At 62.0% G+C, this 17150-nt stretch carries 16 protein-coding genes; 12 read left to right on the top strand and 4 right to left on the bottom strand.

Going from position 1 to position 17150, the window contains the following annotated elements:
• The first annotated feature begins 38 nt into the window (after positions 1-38).
• The 12 genes from arnC (at position 39) to AB9N64_RS03570 (ending at position 13125) form a co-directional block, all read left to right on the top strand.
• Complete coding sequence (gene arnC, locus AB9N64_RS03515) at positions 39-1073, top strand: undecaprenyl-phosphate 4-deoxy-4-formamido-L-arabinose transferase (RefSeq protein ID WP_003191219.1); 1035 nt, start codon at positions 39-41, stop codon at positions 1071-1073.
• The gene (gene arnA / locus AB9N64_RS03520) at positions 1070-3061 is read left to right on the top strand and encodes a bifunctional UDP-4-amino-4-deoxy-L-arabinose formyltransferase/UDP-glucuronic acid oxidase ArnA (RefSeq protein ID WP_038450150.1); all 1992 of its coding nucleotides are present in this window, start codon (positions 1070-1072) and stop codon (positions 3059-3061) included. The genes arnC and arnA overlap by 4 nt, the downstream gene beginning before the upstream one ends.
• Positions 3061-3945, top strand: coding sequence for a 4-deoxy-4-formamido-L-arabinose-phosphoundecaprenol deformylase (gene arnD / locus AB9N64_RS03525; protein WP_289329098.1), 885 nt, complete (start codon positions 3061-3063; stop codon positions 3943-3945). The genes arnA and arnD overlap by 1 nt, the downstream gene beginning before the upstream one ends.
• Positions 3942-5597, top strand: a complete 1656-nt coding sequence (gene arnT, locus AB9N64_RS03530; RefSeq protein WP_014718465.1) for a lipid IV(A) 4-amino-4-deoxy-L-arabinosyltransferase — start codon at positions 3942-3944, stop codon at positions 5595-5597. Before arnD ends, arnT begins: the two co-directional genes overlap by 4 nt.
• Entirely contained in the window at positions 5594-5941 is a 348-nt protein-coding gene (gene arnE, locus AB9N64_RS03535; RefSeq protein ID WP_014718466.1) for a 4-amino-4-deoxy-L-arabinose-phosphoundecaprenol flippase subunit ArnE, read from the top strand. Before arnT ends, arnE begins: the two co-directional genes overlap by 4 nt.
• Positions 5938-6351 (top strand): 4-amino-4-deoxy-L-arabinose-phosphoundecaprenol flippase subunit ArnF, encoded by a 414-nt coding sequence (gene arnF / locus AB9N64_RS03540; protein ID WP_371359965.1) that lies wholly within the window; start codon positions 5938-5940, stop codon positions 6349-6351. Before arnE ends, arnF begins: the two co-directional genes overlap by 4 nt.
• Positions 6348-7730 (top strand): UDP-glucose/GDP-mannose dehydrogenase family protein, encoded by a 1383-nt coding sequence (locus tag AB9N64_RS03545; protein ID WP_014718468.1) that lies wholly within the window; start codon positions 6348-6350, stop codon positions 7728-7730. Before arnF ends, AB9N64_RS03545 begins: the two co-directional genes overlap by 4 nt.
• The gene (locus tag AB9N64_RS03550) at positions 7731-9353 is read left to right on the top strand and encodes an ArnT family glycosyltransferase (protein WP_371359967.1); all 1623 of its coding nucleotides are present in this window, start codon (positions 7731-7733) and stop codon (positions 9351-9353) included.
• A 329-nt stretch (positions 9354-9682) separates the two neighbouring features.
• Positions 9683-9859 (top strand): hypothetical protein, encoded by a 177-nt coding sequence (locus AB9N64_RS03555; protein WP_014718470.1) that lies wholly within the window; start codon positions 9683-9685, stop codon positions 9857-9859.
• 165 nt (positions 9860-10024) lie between these two features.
• Entirely contained in the window at positions 10025-10735 is a 711-nt protein-coding gene (locus tag AB9N64_RS03560; protein ID WP_019817055.1) for an HPP family protein, read from the top strand.
• Positions 10736-10866: 131 nt separating this feature from the next.
• On the top strand, positions 10867-11970 hold the full coding sequence (locus AB9N64_RS03565) for an enoyl-CoA hydratase/isomerase family protein (RefSeq protein WP_014718472.1): 1104 nt from the start codon (positions 10867-10869) through the stop codon (positions 11968-11970).
• Between the two features lie 3 nt (positions 11971-11973).
• On the top strand, positions 11974-13125 hold the full coding sequence (locus tag AB9N64_RS03570; protein WP_014718473.1) for an acyl-CoA dehydrogenase family protein: 1152 nt from the start codon (positions 11974-11976) through the stop codon (positions 13123-13125).
• Between the two features lie 131 nt (positions 13126-13256).
• On the opposite strand, the gene AB9N64_RS03575 is transcribed toward AB9N64_RS03570, so the two are convergent.
• The 4 genes from AB9N64_RS03575 to AB9N64_RS03590 are packed head-to-tail and all read right to left on the bottom strand — an operon-like array spanning position 13257 to position 17143.
• On the bottom strand, positions 13257-14030 hold the full coding sequence (locus tag AB9N64_RS03575; protein WP_014718474.1) for an enoyl-CoA hydratase: 774 nt from the start codon (positions 14028-14030) through the stop codon (positions 13257-13259).
• A gap of 11 nt (positions 14031-14041) precedes the next feature.
• The gene (locus AB9N64_RS03580) at positions 14042-15169 is read right to left on the bottom strand and encodes an acyl-CoA dehydrogenase (protein WP_019817058.1); all 1128 of its coding nucleotides are present in this window, start codon (positions 15167-15169) and stop codon (positions 14042-14044) included.
• A gap of 9 nt (positions 15170-15178) precedes the next feature.
• Positions 15179-16363, bottom strand: coding sequence for an acetyl-CoA C-acyltransferase (locus AB9N64_RS03585; RefSeq protein ID WP_371359968.1), 1185 nt, complete (start codon positions 16361-16363; stop codon positions 15179-15181).
• A 12-nt stretch (positions 16364-16375) separates the two neighbouring features.
• Entirely contained in the window at positions 16376-17143 is a 768-nt protein-coding gene (locus AB9N64_RS03590; RefSeq protein WP_014718477.1) for an SDR family NAD(P)-dependent oxidoreductase, read from the bottom strand.
• Between the last annotated feature and the right edge of the window lie 7 nt (positions 17144-17150).

A 17150-nucleotide genomic window follows, 5' to 3' on the forward strand; every position in this document is an offset into this window, starting at 1 on the left:
TCACGCTTGAAGTCGCTTTAGCCCGAGGTCATGAATCTTTGAAACCCTACCCTATTCATTGCGTGTCGATCGTTATCCCGGTCTACAACGAACAAGAAAGCCTGCCTGAGTTGCTGCGCCGCACCACGGCAGCCTGCAAGCAATTGGCTTACGAATACGAAATCATCCTGGTGGATGACGGTAGCCGCGACAATTCGGCCCAACTGCTCGAAGACGCCGCCGCCGAAGACGGCAGCAATGTGGTGGCGGTGATCCTTAACCGCAACTACGGCCAGCACGCGGCGATCATGGCCGGCTTTGAACAGTGCCGTGGCGAAGTGGTGATCACCCTTGACGCCGACCTGCAGAACCCGCCGGAAGAAATCCCGCGCCTGGTCGAGCAAGCCGCCCTGGGCTACGACGTGGTCGCCACCGTGCGTAATAACCGCCAGGACTCGGCCTTCCGCCGCTGGCCCTCGCGCTTGATCAACCTTGCCGTGCAGCGCTCTACCGGCGTGGCCATGACCGACTACGGCTGCATGTTGCGCGCCTACCGCCGCACCATCGTCGACGCCATGCTCGCCTGCCGTGAGCGCAGCACGTTCATCCCGATCCTGGCCAACGGCTTTGCCCGCCACACCACGGAAATCCTGGTGCACCACGCCGAACGTGAGCACGGCGAATCCAAATACAGCGCCATGCGCCTGATCAGCCTGATGTTCGACCTGCTGACCTGCATGACCACCACGCCCTTGCGCCTGCTGTCCATCGTCGGCTTCAGCCTCGCGGCGCTGGGCGTGCTGTTTGCCTTTGCCCTGATCGTCATGCGCCTGGCCTTCGGCGCCGACTGGGCCGGTGATGGCCTGTTCGTGCTGTTTGCGGTGTTGTTCGTGTTCACCGGTGGCCAGTTCATCGGCATGGGCCTTTTGGGCGAATACCTGGGCCGCATGTACAGCGATGTCCGCGCCCGCCCACGCTTCTTTATTGAAAAAGTGCTGCGCAACCAACCGGCAGCACCGGCTCCAGTCGTCGTGGTCGACGGCCTGGTGTCTTCCCATACTTCTACTTCTTCTTCGGATCAGGTCCAGTCATGAGTTCAAAAGCTGTTGTATTCGCCTACCACGATATTGGCTGCGCAGGCATTGAAGCGCTGCTCAGCGCCGGTTACGACATTGCCGCCGTATTCACCCATGCCGATGACCCCAAGGAAAACAACTTCTACGGTTCCGTCGCCCAACTCTGCGCCCGCAATGGCATCCCGGTGCATGCACCGGAAGACGCCAACCACCCGCTGTGGATCGAACGCATCGCCAAGCTGAACCCGGAGTACATCTTCTCGTTCTACTACCGCAACCTGCTGAGCGAGCCGCTGTTGGCCACCGCCCGCAAAGGCGCGTTCAACCTGCACGGCTCGTTGCTGCCCAAGTACCGTGGCCGCGCCCCGGCCAACTGGGTGCTGGTCAACGGCGAAACCGAAACCGGCGTGACCCTGCATCGCATGGTCAAGCGTGCCGATGCCGGCGCCATCCTGGCCCAGCAGAAAGTCACCATCGAGCGCACCGATACCGGCCTGAGCCTGCACGCCAAGCTGCGTGAGGCGGCCACGGCGCTGCTGCGTGATGCCCTGCCACAGCTGGCCCAGGGCAAGCTGATCGAAACCGCCCAGGATGACAGCAAAGCCACCTACTTCGGTCGTCGCACCGCCGCCGATGGCAAGCTGGACTGGAAAAAACCTGCCGAGCAACTGTTCAACCTGGTACGCGCAGTGACCCAGCCGTACCCGGGCGCCTTCTGCGCCGTGGGCGAGCACAAGTTGATCGTGTGGCAAGCCGACGTGGTCAAGGGCAACGAAGGTCTGGCGCCTGGCCGTGTAATCAGCGTCAACCCCCTGCGCATTGCCTGCGGTGAAGATTCCCTGGTGGTCAAGTTCGGCCAGCGCAACGAAAACGGCCTGTACCTGGCCGGCCCGTCCCTGGCCGATGAGTTGGGCCTGGTAGACGGTTCCGTGCTGCGCGGCGCCGAGTCGGGCCGCAAGCCGCGCCGTACCCGTGTGCTGATCCTGGGCGTGAACGGTTTTATCGGTAACCACTTGTCCGAGCGCCTGCTGCGTGACGACCGCTACGAAGTCTATGGCCTGGACATCGGCTCCGACGCCATCGAGCGCCTGCGCAGCCACCCGAACTTCCATTACGTGGAAGGCGACATCAGCATCCACACCGAATGGATCGAGTACCACATCAAGAAGTGCGATGTGGTGCTGCCGCTGGTGGCCATCGCCACGCCGATCGAATACACCCGTAACCCGCTGCGTGTGTTCGAACTGGACTTCGAAGAAAACCTCAAGCTGGTGCGCTACTGCGTCAAGTACAACAAGCGCGTGATTTTCCCGTCGACCTCCGAAGTCTATGGCATGTGCCAAGACCAGTATTTCGACGAAGACACCTCCAACCTGGTGGTGGGCCCGGTCAACAAGCAACGCTGGATCTACTCCGTCTCCAAGCAACTGCTGGACCGCGTGATCTGGGCCTACGGCGACAAGGGCCTGAAGTTCACCCTGTTCCGGCCATTCAACTGGATGGGCCCGCGCCTGGACCGCCTGGACTCGGCGCGTATCGGCAGCTCCCGCGCCATTACCCAACTGATCCTGAACCTGGTGGAAGGCACGCCGATCCGTCTGTTCGACGGCGGTGAGCAGAAGCGTTGCTTCACCGACATTGCCGACGGCATCGAAGCCCTGGCGCGCATCATTGATAACGACAATGGCGTCTGCGACGGGCAGATCATCAACATCGGCAACCCCGAAAACGAAGCCAGCATTCGCCAGTTGGGCGAAGAACTGCTGCGTCAGTTCGAGGCTCACCCACTGCGCCACAACTTCCCGCCGTTCGCCGGTTTCCGCGACGTCGAGAGCAAGGCGTTCTACGGCACAGGCTACCAGGACGTGGCGCACCGCAAGCCGAGCATCGACAACGCCAAGCGCCTGCTGAACTGGGAGCCGAGCGTAGAGATGAGCGAAACCATCGGCAACACGCTCGATTTCTTCCTGCGTGAAGCCATGCTTGAAATTGCGGATAAAAAGTAATGCAGGCAGGTCTTCGCATCGACGTCGACACCTACCGCGGCACCCGTGAAGGTGTGCCGCGGTTGCTCGACTCCCTGGCCGAAGCCGGGGTCAAGGCGACGTTCTTCTTCAGTGTCGGGCCGGACAACATGGGGCGTCACTTGTGGCGCTTGATCCGCCCGCAGTTCCTGTGGAAGATGCTGCGCTCCAACGCGGCCGGCCTGTATGGCTGGGACATCTTGTTGGCCGGCACTGCCTGGCCAGGCAAGCCGATTGGCCGAGACCTGGGGCATTTGATGCGCCAGGCCAAGGCGGCCGGGCATGAAGTCGGCCTGCACGCCTGGGACCACCATGGCTGGCAAGCCAACACCGGGCGTTGGAGCGAGGCCCAACTGGTCGAGCAGATTCGACGCGGCGTAGACACCTTGAGCGACATCCTCGGCGAACGCATCGACTGTTCAGCGGCCGCCGGCTGGCGTGCCGATGAGCGTGTGGTGCAAGCCAAGCAAGGCTTCAACTTTCGCTACAACAGCGATTGCCGGGGCTCCAGTCTGTTTCGACCAACCCTGGCCGATGGCAGCGCGGGCACCCCACAAATTCCGGTAGACCTGCCGACCTTCGACGAAGTCGTCGGGCCGGTGGTGGCTGCCAACGATTTCAACCGCTTCATTCTTGAGCGGTTCAACGCGTCAAAGCTGAACGTCTACACGATCCACGCGGAAGTAGAAGGGATTCTGATGGCCAATGATTTTCGCCAGTTGCTCGCCCAGGCCGGGCAGCGCGGCATCGAGTTCAAACCCTTGGGCGAGCTGTTGCCCGCGGATGTGACCACCCTGCCCCAGCAACAGCTGGTGCGCGGCGCCTTGAGCGGCCGCGAGGGTTGGCTGGGAGTGCAGCAGGCATGATCCGCCGCTGGGCTTTGCCCCTGCTCCTGCTGGCGTTCGCCGTGTTCTACCTGCTGCCGTTGGCCACCCATGGCCTGTGGATTCCCGATGAGACCCGCTATGCGCAAATCAGCCAGGAGATGCTGCTGACCGGCAAGTGGGCCGCGCCGCACTTCATGGGCATTCGCTACTTCGAAAAGCCCGCCGCAGGCTATTGGATGATCGCGCTGGGCCAGGCGATCTTCGGGCAGAACCTGTTCGGCGTGCGGTTTGCCTCGGCGTTGAGCACCGGTTTGAGCATTTTGCTGGTGTACCTGGTCTCTCGTCGGTTGTGGAATGATCCGCAAAAAAGCCTGGTCAGCACGTTGCTCTACATGAGCTTCGTCAGCGTGGCCGCGCTGGGCGGCTATGCCAACCTGGACCCGCAGTTCACCTTCTGGGTCAACCTGACGGGCGTGGCCTTGTGGTTCTGTTTCGACAGCACCACGCGGCGCGCGCGCTTGTGGTCATGGGCCTTGCTGGGCCTGGCGTGCGGCATGGGCTTCATGACCAAGGGCTTCCTGGCCTGGTTGCTGCCGGTGCTGGTCGCCCTGCCCTACGCCGTCTGGCAAAAACGTTTTGTCGAGTTGTGCAAATTTGGCCCTGTTGCCGTGGTGGTGGCGATTGCTGTCAGCGTGCCGTGGGCGTTGGCTGTGCACCTGCAAGAGCCGGACTACTGGCATTTCTTTTTCTGGCACGAGCACATCCAACGCTTTGCCGGTGAAGACGCCCAGCACGCCGAACCCTTCTGGTATTACCTGCCGCTGCTGGTAGGGTTCGCGCTGCCGTGGGTCGCGCTGTTGCCGTCCGCGCTCAAGCAGGCCTGGCTGCAGCGGCGCGTGCCGAAAACCGCGTTCCTGCTACTGTGGCTGTTGATGCCCCTGGCCTTTTTCAGCCTGGCCAAAGGCAAGCTGCCCTCCTACATCATGCCGTGCATGCTCCCCCTGGCCTTGCTGATGGGCTCGGCCCTGAGCGACAAACTGGCTCAAGGCCGCGGCCGTGTGCTGCGCATCAATGGCTGGTTGAACCTGGTGATGGGTGTGCTGGTGTTGCTGGCCCTCAGCTGGTTCCAGTTGAAGAAGCCGGTCTACGAACCGGGTGAGGAAACCGTCAGCCTGGTGCTGGTGTTCATCTTTTTGTTCGGCTGGATCGTGGTCAATCTGCTGCAAGCGGCACGCCCCTTGGCATTGTGGGCCGCGCCGCTGATCGGCAGTGGATTTCTGGTGCTGCTGGTGCCTGCGGCGTTGCCCCATTCGGTGGTTTACAACAAGACCCCGGACCAGTTCATCATTGATCACATCGACGAGTTGCAGCCCAGCGTTGCCCTGCTGAGCAACGACCTGGGCGCCGCGTCGGCGCTGTCCTGGCGCCTCAAACGCCCGGATATCACGCTGTACAACACCTCGGGTGAGGTCAAGTACGGCCTGGCTTACGAGGACACGGCCCCGCGTCTGGTCGACCGTAACCGCATCCAGACGTGGATGGCCGAAACCCGTCGTACCGGTGCGGTGGGCGTGGTGATGCGCGTCAATAGCACCGGCGAAAAGGAAGAACTCGCGCTGCTGCCCACTGACGGCAAGCGTTATGCGCAAGGCAAGATCGTGATCCTGATTTTCCCGCAGGTCGCGCCATGATCACCCTGCTGCTACTGCTCACGGCCTGCCTGCTCACCTGCATGGGCCAGGTCTCGCAAAAATTCGCCGTGGAGAGCTGGCGCGGCGTGCCGGACGGCTGGGCACCGAAACTGCGCTCCCCGTGGTTGTGGTCGGCGCTGGTGTGCCTAGGCCTGGGCTTGCTGGTGTGGCTGCTGGTGTTGCAGCGCCTGGAAGTCGGCATTGCCTACCCCATGCTCAGCCTGAATTTTGTGCTGGTCACGCTGATGGCGCGCTTTGTGTTTCACGAACCCATTGATGCCCGTCATTGGCTGGGTGTGGGGCTGGTGATTGCCGGCGTGGTCTTGCTGGGGCGCCAGGTATGAGCCGCATGCGGGGTTTCGCCCTGGCCCTGGGCAGTGTCGGCCTGGTGAGTGGCGCCCAATTGGGCATGCGTTGGAGCATGACGCGCCTGCCGCTGCCCACCCAATGGCTGGCTGCCTTCACGGATAACAGCATCGACCTCGGCCCCCTGGGCGTGGTGATCCTGGCGATCATCGCCTATGCGCTGTCGATGCTGTGCTGGCTCGGCGCACTGAAGCACTTACCCCTGGGCCGCGCCTATTCGCTGCTCAGCATCAGTTACGCGCTGGTGTATTTGCTGGCCGCCAGCCTGCCGGTGTTCAACGAAGATTTTTCGCTTTCAAAAACCCTGGGGGTGGCCTTGGTCATCCTCGGCGTACTGGTTATCAACTCTCGTCGTGCTAGCACCTCAAGTCCCAGGAATACCCCATGAAAATCAGTGTATTTGGTAGTGGTTACGTTGGTCTGGTTCAGGCCACGGTATTAGCCGAAGTCGGTCACGATGTCATTTGCATGGACGTTGACAAGCACAAAGTCGAGTCGCTGCAGAAGGGGCATGTGACCATCTTCGAGCCGGGCCTGGCAGCCATGGTCAAGGACAACCTGGAAAGCGGACGCCTGCGCTTTACCCACGACGAAAAACTCGCCGTCGAGCACGGTGAAGTATTGTTTATTGCTGTGGGCACGCCGTCGGATGAAGACGGTTCGGCCGACTTGAAATACGTGCTGTCGGTGGGTGATGCAGTTGCCCGCCATCGCGTGGCGCCGGTGATCCTGGTGGAGAAATCCACCGTACCGGTAGGCACCGGCGACACGTTGCGTGACCACATCCTCAATAACCTGCGTGCCGCCGGCCGTGAGCTGCAGTTCGATATCGTCTCCAACCCGGAATTCCTCAAGGAAGGCTCCGCCGTTGCCGACTGCCGCCGCCCGGACCGGATCATCATCGGCTGCGAGCGTGAAGAAGTGCGCGACGTGATGCGCGACCTGTACGCACCGTTCAACCGCAACCACGACCGCATCATCTTCATGGACCTGCGCAGCGCAGAACTGACCAAGTACGCCGCCAACTGCATGCTGGCCACCAAGATCAGCTTCATCAACCAGATCGCCGAGTTGGCTGAACACCTGGGTGCCGACATTGAGTCGGTGCGCCTGGGCATCGGTGCCGACTCACGCATCGGCTACCACTTTATCTACCCCGGCTGCGGTTATGGCGGCTCGTGCTTCCCCAAAGACATGCGCGCCCTGATCCACAGCGCCAAGCAGGCCAACTGCTCCAGCGACCTGCTCGAAGCCGTGGAAGCCATCAACCAGCGCCAGAAGAGCAAGTTGTTCGAGCGCATCAACGCGTTCTTCCAGGGCAACCTCAAGGGCAAGACGTTTGCCCTGTGGGGCCTGGCCTTCAAGCCCAACACCGATGACATGCGTGATGCCCCCAGCCGCGTGCTGATGGAAGCGCTGTGGGCTGCCGGCGCCAATGTGCGCGCCTTTGACCCTGAAGCCATGCAGGAAACCCAACGCATCTACGGCGATGACCCGCGCCTGATGCTGATGGGCACCCCGGAATCCACCTTGGGCGGCGCCGATGCGTTGATCGTGTGCACCGAATGGCAGCAATTCAAGGCGCCGGACTTTGACCTGATTCACCAGCGCCTGAAAACCCCGGTGATCTTCGACGGCCGTAACCTGTACGACGGCGAGCGCCTGGCGCGCAAAGGCTTCAAATACTTCCCCATCGGCCGCGGCGATTCCTGCGAGTTGCCGATCCCCCAGCAAAACTGGGTGGAACAGGTCAAGGACGCTTGCTAGGTGAACATCGCCTTACCGTCCGCGCAGCGCGCAACGATCCGCCACCAGTCGCTGGGGCTTGGGCTCTTGGCGCTGGTGCTGTTTATCGTCGGCAACTGGCACCAGGCGATCATCGGCTTTGATTCGCGCTTTGTGCTGTTTGCCCAGGAAATGCTGCGTCACGGGCCGAGTTTCTTTCCCACCACCTATGGTCAGCCGTATGCCGATTACCTGGCGACGTCGACCCTGTTGACGTGGCTGCTGTCGGTGCCCTTGGGCCAGGTCACCAGCCTGACGGCGTGGCTGCCCACTGCGGTCGCGTCGGCGCTGATTGTGGTGCTGGTCTATCGCCTCACTGCACCCTACTCGCCACGTTGGGGCCTGCTGAGTATTGCGATGCTGCTGCTCAGCAGTACGTTCATCAGCGAAACCCGTGCAGTCTCCCTCGACCAGATGCTCGCCGCCGTGGCGTTGGCGGTGTTCTACCTGGCCTACGCCCATGATCATTTCGCCGCAGCCAAGCGCCTGCATTGGGTGTTTTTGCTGGTGCTGCTGGGGTTTGCCATTCGCGGCCCGATAGGCCTGGTGATCCCTACGGGCGTGTTGTGCAGCTACTACCTGATCAACCGCCAGTGGCGCCAACTGTTCAGCTTCGGCCTGCTGGCACTGGCGCTGCTGGCGGCGTGCGTCGGCCTGTTGCTGCTGCTGGCCAAGCTCAGCGGCGGCGAAGATTTTATGCATGACGTGATTCGCATGCAGTTCCTGGGGCGCATGGATGGCAGCGAAGGCTCCGGCGGCGTGCTGTATTACTTCACCAGCTCCCTGGGCAACTACGCCCTGGCCTATCCAATCGCGTTGTTGGTGCTGCTGGCGGTGCTGATGGGCGGTCGACGTGCGCCGGACCCGGCATTGAAGCTGGTGCTCTACTGCGCGGCAGCCGGTGTGTTGGTGATGCTGGGGCTGTCGGTGCCCCAAGCCAAGAAAGCGCGCTATATCCTGCCGATGTTGCCGATGGCCGCGATCATTGCCGCGTATCCCTTCGCGGTCACACAAGGGCGACTGTTTGCGTGGCTGCGCGCCTTGATGCTGGGCATCTGGACGCTGTTGCCAACGCTGTTGGCCATTGGCTTGGTGGTGGCGCGGCGGCGCTACCCGGAACCGCTGGCCGACCTTGAGCTGATCTTCGTCGTGCTTGGCTTGCTACAGGTGCTGGCCCTGCTGGCATTGTTCCGCTCGCGGCTGCGTACCTACGGTCCCGCCTTGGCCGCCGTGCTCTCACTCTGGGCCACCTACATCATGGTGGTTGAACCCCTGGAACGTCAGGTGTACGACACCCGCACCTTCAGCCTCGCCGTCAAGGCACAGGTTCAACAGCAACCGGCGCCGCTGGTGTTGCACGCACTGGGCAAAGACGCGAAAGCCATCAAATTCATGGTCAACTTCGATTGCGACAAGGTTCCGCTGTTTACCCAATTGCCTGCCGAATTGAAACCGGTCCAGGCGCCGGCATGGTTGGTCATGAGCCAGGCTGATTTCCAGGCGCTGGACGATCCGCGCCTGCGTTCAATCACGCCAACGCTTACCGCAGCGTTCGACAAAACCCCCTATGTGTTGCTGCATTTGGCAAAAGCCTCGACGCCTTGAGTGCTTTTCCGGCTGCACTGTAAGAAGAACGCCCACTCCCTCCACGAGTGGGCGACTTTCATCATAGGTACCAAGAAAACACCTACATTTGTTTGCGTAATGGCTGGTGCACTTTCCCTTCCGGTGCTCGGAGCCCAACTGTAGACTCGCTGCCACGTGCACTTACTATCTACCACCCGATCGTCAGGACTGCCCTGAAACGCTTGGGTCAGGGCACTTCACAACAAGGACGTTGTAGGCTGCCCGCGCGCGATGGCTTACTTCATTGAGAGGACAATGCCGTGCGAGAAGACCTGTTAACCGTACCCTTACCCAGGCTGGATCGTTTGATGGCATTGCGTGACGCACTGGTGGCGTTAAAGGGGCCGTTGGCCGACGACCCCAGGCTGCGCGAAGACTTGCAAGCGCGCCTGTTCAACGAAGAAACCCATAGTCGCGTGCTGGGCAAAATCAACCCCGCTGCATCCGCGTCAACCGGGCAGATAACCTATGGCGAAGCCGGTTAACTGCATTTATTTTGCATTCAATGTTCATTAATATGCAGTGGCGCCACCAGATCAAGCGCGGCACACTGCGCAGGTTCCTTCCCCCAATGTTGGAACCTTCAAAGGGCTGTTCCGGGAAACCAGGCAGGCCTTTTTTTTCGCCCGCTGTTTATGGACCGTCTTTCAATGCTCGCTCGCTGGTTACCCGCTGCAATCAACACCCGTCCCGCCGAATGGAGCCGTGCAGCCATCGGCATGGCCCTGGGCACGCTGTTCAGTGTCTGGGCCTGTGCCCAGGTGTTCGGCATGGAGGTGGCCCTGCACCTGCTCGGCCCTCTTGGCGCATCGGCCGTATTGCTGTTTGCCGTGTCGTCGGGGGCGCTGGCCCAACCCTGGTCGATAATCGGCAGTTACCTGTGTGCAGGCGTCGTCGCGTTGCTGGTCGCCCGCGTCCTGGGGCGCACCTTGGGCAGCGCCTGCCTGGCGGCAGGCATGACGGTGATCCTCATCTGCTGGCTGCGCTGCCTGCACCCGCCGGCCGGCGGCCTGGCCATGACCCTGGTGCTGGCCGATCCGGCATCGGTCGGCCTCGGCTGGTACGAGCTTGCGCCGGTGATGCTAGGGGCCGGCGCCCTGCTCGCCTGCGCGCTGGCCTATAACAATGCCACGCGCACGCGTTATCCCAAGGGGCTTGCCGAGCCTGCCCCGGTTATCCTGGGCACTGCCACCGCCGTGAGCGAGCCGAGCATCACGGCAGCCGACCTCAAGCTAGCGTTGGCCGAGATGGAGCAGTTCTACGATGTCGAACCGACAGAGCTTGAACAACTGATCCACGCCGCCGAGGGCCATGCCCGGCGTCGCAGTATCGGTGAGGTTCTGGCCAGCCGGGTGGTTTGAGCGACACTGCATAAATGCAACAACGACCTGCATGATTCCAAGTTGTACGAGGCAAATTTGCACTGGTACGATCACGAGAGAGTTCGCCCGCGAACGTCTTGATAAAGAACAATAAAAGCAGGGAGTTAGAGATGACTGCTCAGGTTTCATCCCAAGCAAGCCACGCCGAGATCCAGCAGGATGCAGTTCTTGCACAGGTGCGTAACCATATCGGCCACCTCACCCTCAACCGCCCCGCAGGCCTTAACGCCATCACCCTGAACATGGTCCGCCAATTGGCCGCGCACTTGCAGGTCTGGGCCGACGACCCTGAGGTCTATGCCGTCGTCCTGCGCGGCGCCGGTGAGAAGGCCTTTTGCGCCGGTGGCGACATCCGTTCGCTGTACGACAGCTTCAAGCAAGGCGACACCCTGCATCAGGATTTCTTCGTCGAGGAATATGCCCTCGACCTGGCCATCCACCATTACCGTAAACCCGTACTGGCATTGATGGACGGCTTCGTACTCGGCGGTGGCATGGGCCTGGTGCAAGGCGCGGACCTGCGGGTGGTCACCGAACGCAGCCGCCTGGCGATGCCGGAAGTGGCCATCGGGTACTTCCCGGATGTGGGCGGCAGTTATTTCCTCTCGCGTATTCCTGGCGAACTGGGCACCTACCTTGGGGTGACCGGCGTGCAAATCCGCGCGGCGGATGCCTTGTATTGCGGGCTGGCGGACTGGTACATCGACAGCGCCAAGCTGGTTGAACTGGATCAGAAGCTCGACCGTCTGCAATGGAGCGAGTCTCCCCTCAAGGACTTGCAAGGCGCACTTGCCAGGCTGGCCGTGCAGCAATTGCCCGACGCCCCGCTGGCGGCCTTGCGCCCGGCCATTGACCACTTTTTCGGGTTGCCGGACGTGCCCAGCATCGTCGAGCAACTGCAACAAGTCACCGTGGCCGATAGCCATGACTGGGCGCTGACCACCGCCAACCTCATGCAGACCCGCTCGCCCCTGGCCATGGCCGTGACCCTGGAGATGCTGCGCCGTGGCCGCCACCTGCCACTGGAACACTGCTTTGCCCTCGAACTGCACCTGGACCGCCAATGGTTCGAGCGCGGCGACCTGATCGAAGGGGTTCGCGCCCTGATCATCGACAAGGACAAGACGCCGAAGTGGAACCCGCCCACCCTCCATGCGCTGGATGCCAGCCATGTGGAGAGCTTCTTCCGCGACTTCGCGCAGATTGAGAAATAAGCCATGCAAGATCTTGAATACACTGAAGAACAAGTGATGATCCGCGACATGGCGCGGGATTTTGCCCGTGGCGAAATCGCCCCCTACGCCCAAGCCTGGGAAAAAGCCGGCTGGATCGACGACGCCCTGGTGGCGAAGATGGGGGAGCTGGGCCTGCTGGGCATGGTGGTCCCGGAAGAATGGGGTGGCACCTATGTCGATTACGTGGCCTACGCCCTGGCCGTGGAGGAAATATCCGCCGGTGACGGCGCCACTGGCGCCTTGATGAGCATCCATAATTCAGTCGGTTGCGGGCCTATCCTCAACTACGGCACCACCGAACAGAAACACACCTGGCTGGCCGAACTCGCCAGCGGCCAGGCCATCGGTTGCTTCTGCCTGACCGAGCCCCAGGCCGGCTCCGAAGCCCATAACCTGCGCACACGCGCCGAACTGCGTGATGGCCAATGGGTCATCAATGGCGCCAAACAGTTCGTCAGCAACGGCAAGCGCGCCAAATTGGCCATCGTGTTCGCCGTGACCGACCCGGAACTGGGCAAGAAAGGCATTTCGGCGTTCCTGGTGCCGACCGACACCCCAGGTTTCGTGGTCGACCGCACCGAGCACAAGATGGGCATTCGTGCGTCAGACACCTGCGCCGTCACCCTCAACCAATGCAAGGTTCCCGAAGCCAACCTGCTGGGTGAGCGCGGCAAGGGGCTGGCCATCGCCCTCTCCAACCTGGAAGGCGGCCGCATTGGTATCGCCGCCCAGGCCCTGGGCATCGCCCGCGCCGCGTTTGAAGCCGCGCTGGCCTACGCCCGTGATCGGGTGCAGTTCGACAAGGCAATCATCGAACACCAGAGCGTGGCCAACCTGCTGGCCGACATGCAAACCCAGCTCAACGCTGCGCGCCTGCTGATCCTCCACGCCGCGCGCCTGCGCACCGCCGGCAAACCGTGCTTGTCCGAAGCCTCCCAGGCCAAGCTGTTCGCCTCGGAAATGGCCGAGCGGGTCTGCTCCAAGGCAATGCAGATTCATGGAGGGTATGGGTATCTGGAGGATTACCCGGTGGAGCGTTACTACCGGGACGCACGGATCACGCAGATTTACGAAGGCACCAGCGAGATTCAGCGGATGGTGATTGCCAGGGAGTTGAAAAACTACCAGCTCTGATGGGCATGACCCAAAGCCCTGTGGGAGCTGGCTTGCCTGCGATGCAGACACCTCGGTACATCAGTTAAACCGAGGCGATGCCATCGCAGGCATGCCAGCTCCCACCTTTGCTTTGCGGCGTTTGGCAGGGGTTACTTATCCTTGAATTGCGGCGCCCGCTTGGCCACAAACGCGGCCATGCCTTCTTTCTGGTCCTGGGTCGCGAACGCCGCATGGAACACCCGGCGCTCAAAGCGCACGCCTTCGGACAGGCTGACTTCAAACGCACGGTTCACGCTTTCCTTGACCATCATGCTGATCGGTACGGATTTACCGGCGATCAGGGCGGCCACTTTCAGCGCTTCTTCCAGCAATTCATCGGCGGGCACGATGCGCGCCACGATCCCGCAGCGCTCGGCCTCTACCGCGTCGATAAAACGCCCGGTCAAGCACATCTCCATGGCCTTGGCCTTGCCCACTGCACGGGTCAGGCGCTGGGTGCCGCCCATGCCTGGCAGCACGCCCAGGTTGATTTCCGGCTGGCCGAACTTGGCAGTGTCGCCGGCGAGGATAAAGTCGCACATCAAGGCCAGTTCGCAGCCGCCGCCCAGGGCGAAGCCATTCACGGCGGCGATGATCGGCTTGCGGCGGTTGGCCACGCGGTCGCTGTCGCTGAACAAGTCGTCCATGTAGATCTGCGGGTAGGTCAGCTCGGCCATTTCCTTGATGTCGGCACCGGCCGCGAAGGCTTTTTTCGAGCCAGTCAGCACGATGCAGCCAATTTCAGGGTTGGCTTCCAGGCTGTCCAGCGCCTGGTTCAGCTCACTGACCAGTTGTGCATTCAAAGCGTTCAGGGCGTTGGGGCGGTTAAGCGTGATCAGCCCCACACGGCCCTGGACGTCAAGCAGGATGGTTTCGTAACTCATGTATCGGCTCCTTAAAGATTGCGTGAGATGACCATGCGTTGAATATCGCTGGTGCCTTCGTAAATCTGGCAGACCCGCACATCGCGGTAGATCCGCTCCAGGGGAAAGTCGTTCAGGTAACCGTAACCGCCCAGGGTTTGCAAGGCGGCCGAGCAGACTTTCTCGGCCATTTCGGACGCAAACAGCTTGGCCATGGACGCTTCCACCAGCGCCGGCTTGCCACTGTCACGCAGGGCGGCGGCGTAATGCACCATCTGCCGGGCGACGGCGATCTGGGTGGCCATGTCGGCCAGGCGAAAGGCCACGGCCTGGTGTTCGACCAACGGCTTGCCAAAGCTTTCACGCTCACGGGCATAGTCGCGGGCCGCTTCGAAGGCGGCACGGGCCATGCCCACCGACTGGGAGGCGATGCCCACGCGGCCACCTTCCAGGTTGGCCAAGGCGATTTTGTAGCCCTCGCCCTCCTCGCCCAGACGGTTGGCCACCGGTACTTTCACGTCTTCAAACAGGATCTGGCAAGTGTCCGAGGCATGCTGCCCCAGCTTGTCTTCCACCCGTGCCACGGTATAACCGGGCGAATCGGTGGGCACGATAAACGCGCTGATCCCACGCTTGCCTGCGGCGGGGTCGGTGACCGCAAACACAATCACGATCCCGGCGTTTTGCCCGGAGGTGATGAACTGTTTGCAGCCGTTGAGTACATAGTGGTCGCCTTCAAGGCGCGCACGGGTTTTCAGGCTGCTGGCATCGGAGCCTGCCTGGGGTTCGGTCAGCGCGAAGGCACCGAGCATGGCGCCACTGGCCAGGGGCGTGAGGAACTGCTCTTTCTGCTGGTCATTGCCAAACTTGAGGATCGGCACACAACCCACCGAGTTGTGCACGCTCATGATCGTGGAGCAGGCACCGTCGCCGGCGGCGATTTCTTCCAGGGCCATGGCGTAGGCCAGGTAGCCAGTGTCGCAACCGCCCCACTGTTCCGGGACCAGCATGCCGAAAAAGCCCAGTTCGGCCATTTGCGCAATGGCCTCCTTGGGAAAACGATGCTCGCGGTCCCACTCGGCGGCGAAGGGTTTCAAACGTTCCTGGGCAAATTGCCGGGCGGCGTCGCTGATCTGCAGTTGTTCGTCATTGGGCAACATAGGTCATCCTCAATACAAGCATTCAACGGCCATGGCCGTGGCTTCACCGCCGCCAATGCAGATAGCGGCGACGCCACGCTTGAGGCCCTTCTGGCGCAGGGCCGCAAGCAACGTCACCAGGATGCGTGCGCCGGAGGCACCAATGGGGTGGCCCAATGCACAGGCACCACCATGCACGTTGACCTTGTCATGGGGAATCTCCAGCTTGCTCATGGTCACCAGGCTGACCACGGCGAAGGCCTCGTTGATTTCGAACAGGTCCACCTCGTCGAGGCTCCAGCCGGTCTTGCTCATCAGTTTGCGAATCGCCCCCACCGGCGCCACCGGAAATAGCCCAGGCTCATCGGCAAACGCGGCGTGCCCGTGGATCACTGCCAACGGCTTGAGGCCGCGCTTGAGCGCCTCGGACTCACGCATCAGCAACAACGCCGCGGCGCCATCGGAGATCGAGCTGGAGTTGGCTGCTGTCACTGTACCGCCGTCACGGAACGCCGGTTTCAGGCTGGCAATCTTGTCCAGCCTGGCTTTCGGCGGTTGCTCATCGTGCAGAATGGTTTTTTGTTCTTTGCCCACGGTGACCTGCACCGGGACGATTTCACTGGCAAAGCTGCCGTGGGTGATAGCCTCTTGTGCGCGGGTCAGGGAAGCGATGGCAAACGCGTCCTGAGCTTCACGGGTAAAACCATTGTGCTCGGCGCAGTCCTCGGCAAAGGTGCCCATCAGGCACCCCTTGTCGTAGGCATCTTCAAGGCCGTCGAGGAACATATGGTCCAGCACCTTGCCGTGGCCCATGCGGTAGCCGCTGCGCGCACGGTCCAGCAGGTACGGGGCGTTGGACATGCTTTCCATGCCGCCAGCGATCACCACATCGACACTGCCAGCGCGCAGCGAATCGTGGGCCAGAATCGTCGCTTCCATGCCGGAACCGCACATTTTGTTGAGGGTGGTGCAGCGCGTGCCCTTGTCCAGCCCGGCGCCCAAGGCAGCCTGGCGAGCAGGCGCTTGCCCAAGCCCGGCGGGCAGTACACAGCCAAACAGCACTTCGTCGACGGCATCGGTGGCGATACCGGCACGCTCGACCGCCGCACGAATGGCGGCTGCGCCCAGTTGCGGCGCGGTCAGGCTTTTGAGGTCGCCCTGGAACCCGCCCATGGGCGTGCGCACGGCGCTGACAATAACAATTGGATCGTTCATAGCCATTGCTCCTTATTTGGCGGCCATGCGCAAGGCACCGTCGAGACGGATCACCTCACCATTAAGCATGCTGTTTTCAATGATGTGGCGTACCAGCGCGGCATATTCGGCGGGTTTGCCCAGGCGTGGCGGGAACGGCACGCCGGCAGCCAGGGAGTTGCGGACTTCGTCGGTCATGCCGGCCATCATCGGGGTTTCGAAAATGCCGGGTGCAATGGTCATCACCCGGATACCAAAGCGCGCCAGTTCCCGCGCGGCAGGCAAGGTGAGGCTGGCGATCGCGCCCTTGGACGCGGCATACGCAGCCTGGCCGATCTGCCCATCGAATGCCGCCACCGAGGCGGTATTAATGATGACGCCCCGCTCGCCGTCGGCATTCGCCTCGGTTTCAGCGATCGCCGCAGCGGCCAGGCGCAGCAGGTTGAAACTGCCGATCAAGTTGACGTTGATGACTTGGGCAAAGCTCGCCAGGCCGTGCGGGCCGTTCTTGCCGAGGATCTTCTCGCCACGCACGACACCCGCGCAGTTGACCAGGCCGTGCAAGCCCCCAAAGGCCTCGACCGCCGCCGTCACGGCCGCTTCTGCAGCGGCTTCCTGGCTGATGTCCGCCACGGCGCTGCGGGCATTGTCGCCCAGTTGCTTGGCCTTGGCAGTCACGGCGTCGGCGTTCAAGTCCACCAGCATCACCTTGGCACCCGCGGCGACCAGCATTTCGGCCGTGGCCGCGCCGAGGCCCGACGCGCCGCCGCTGACCAGGAATACCTTGTTTTCAATCTGCATCGTTGTT

Source organism: Pseudomonas sp. KT_2_4, from assembly GCF_041410225.1.
GTDB lineage: Bacteria > Pseudomonadota > Gammaproteobacteria > Pseudomonadales > Pseudomonadaceae > Aquipseudomonas > Aquipseudomonas paracarnis.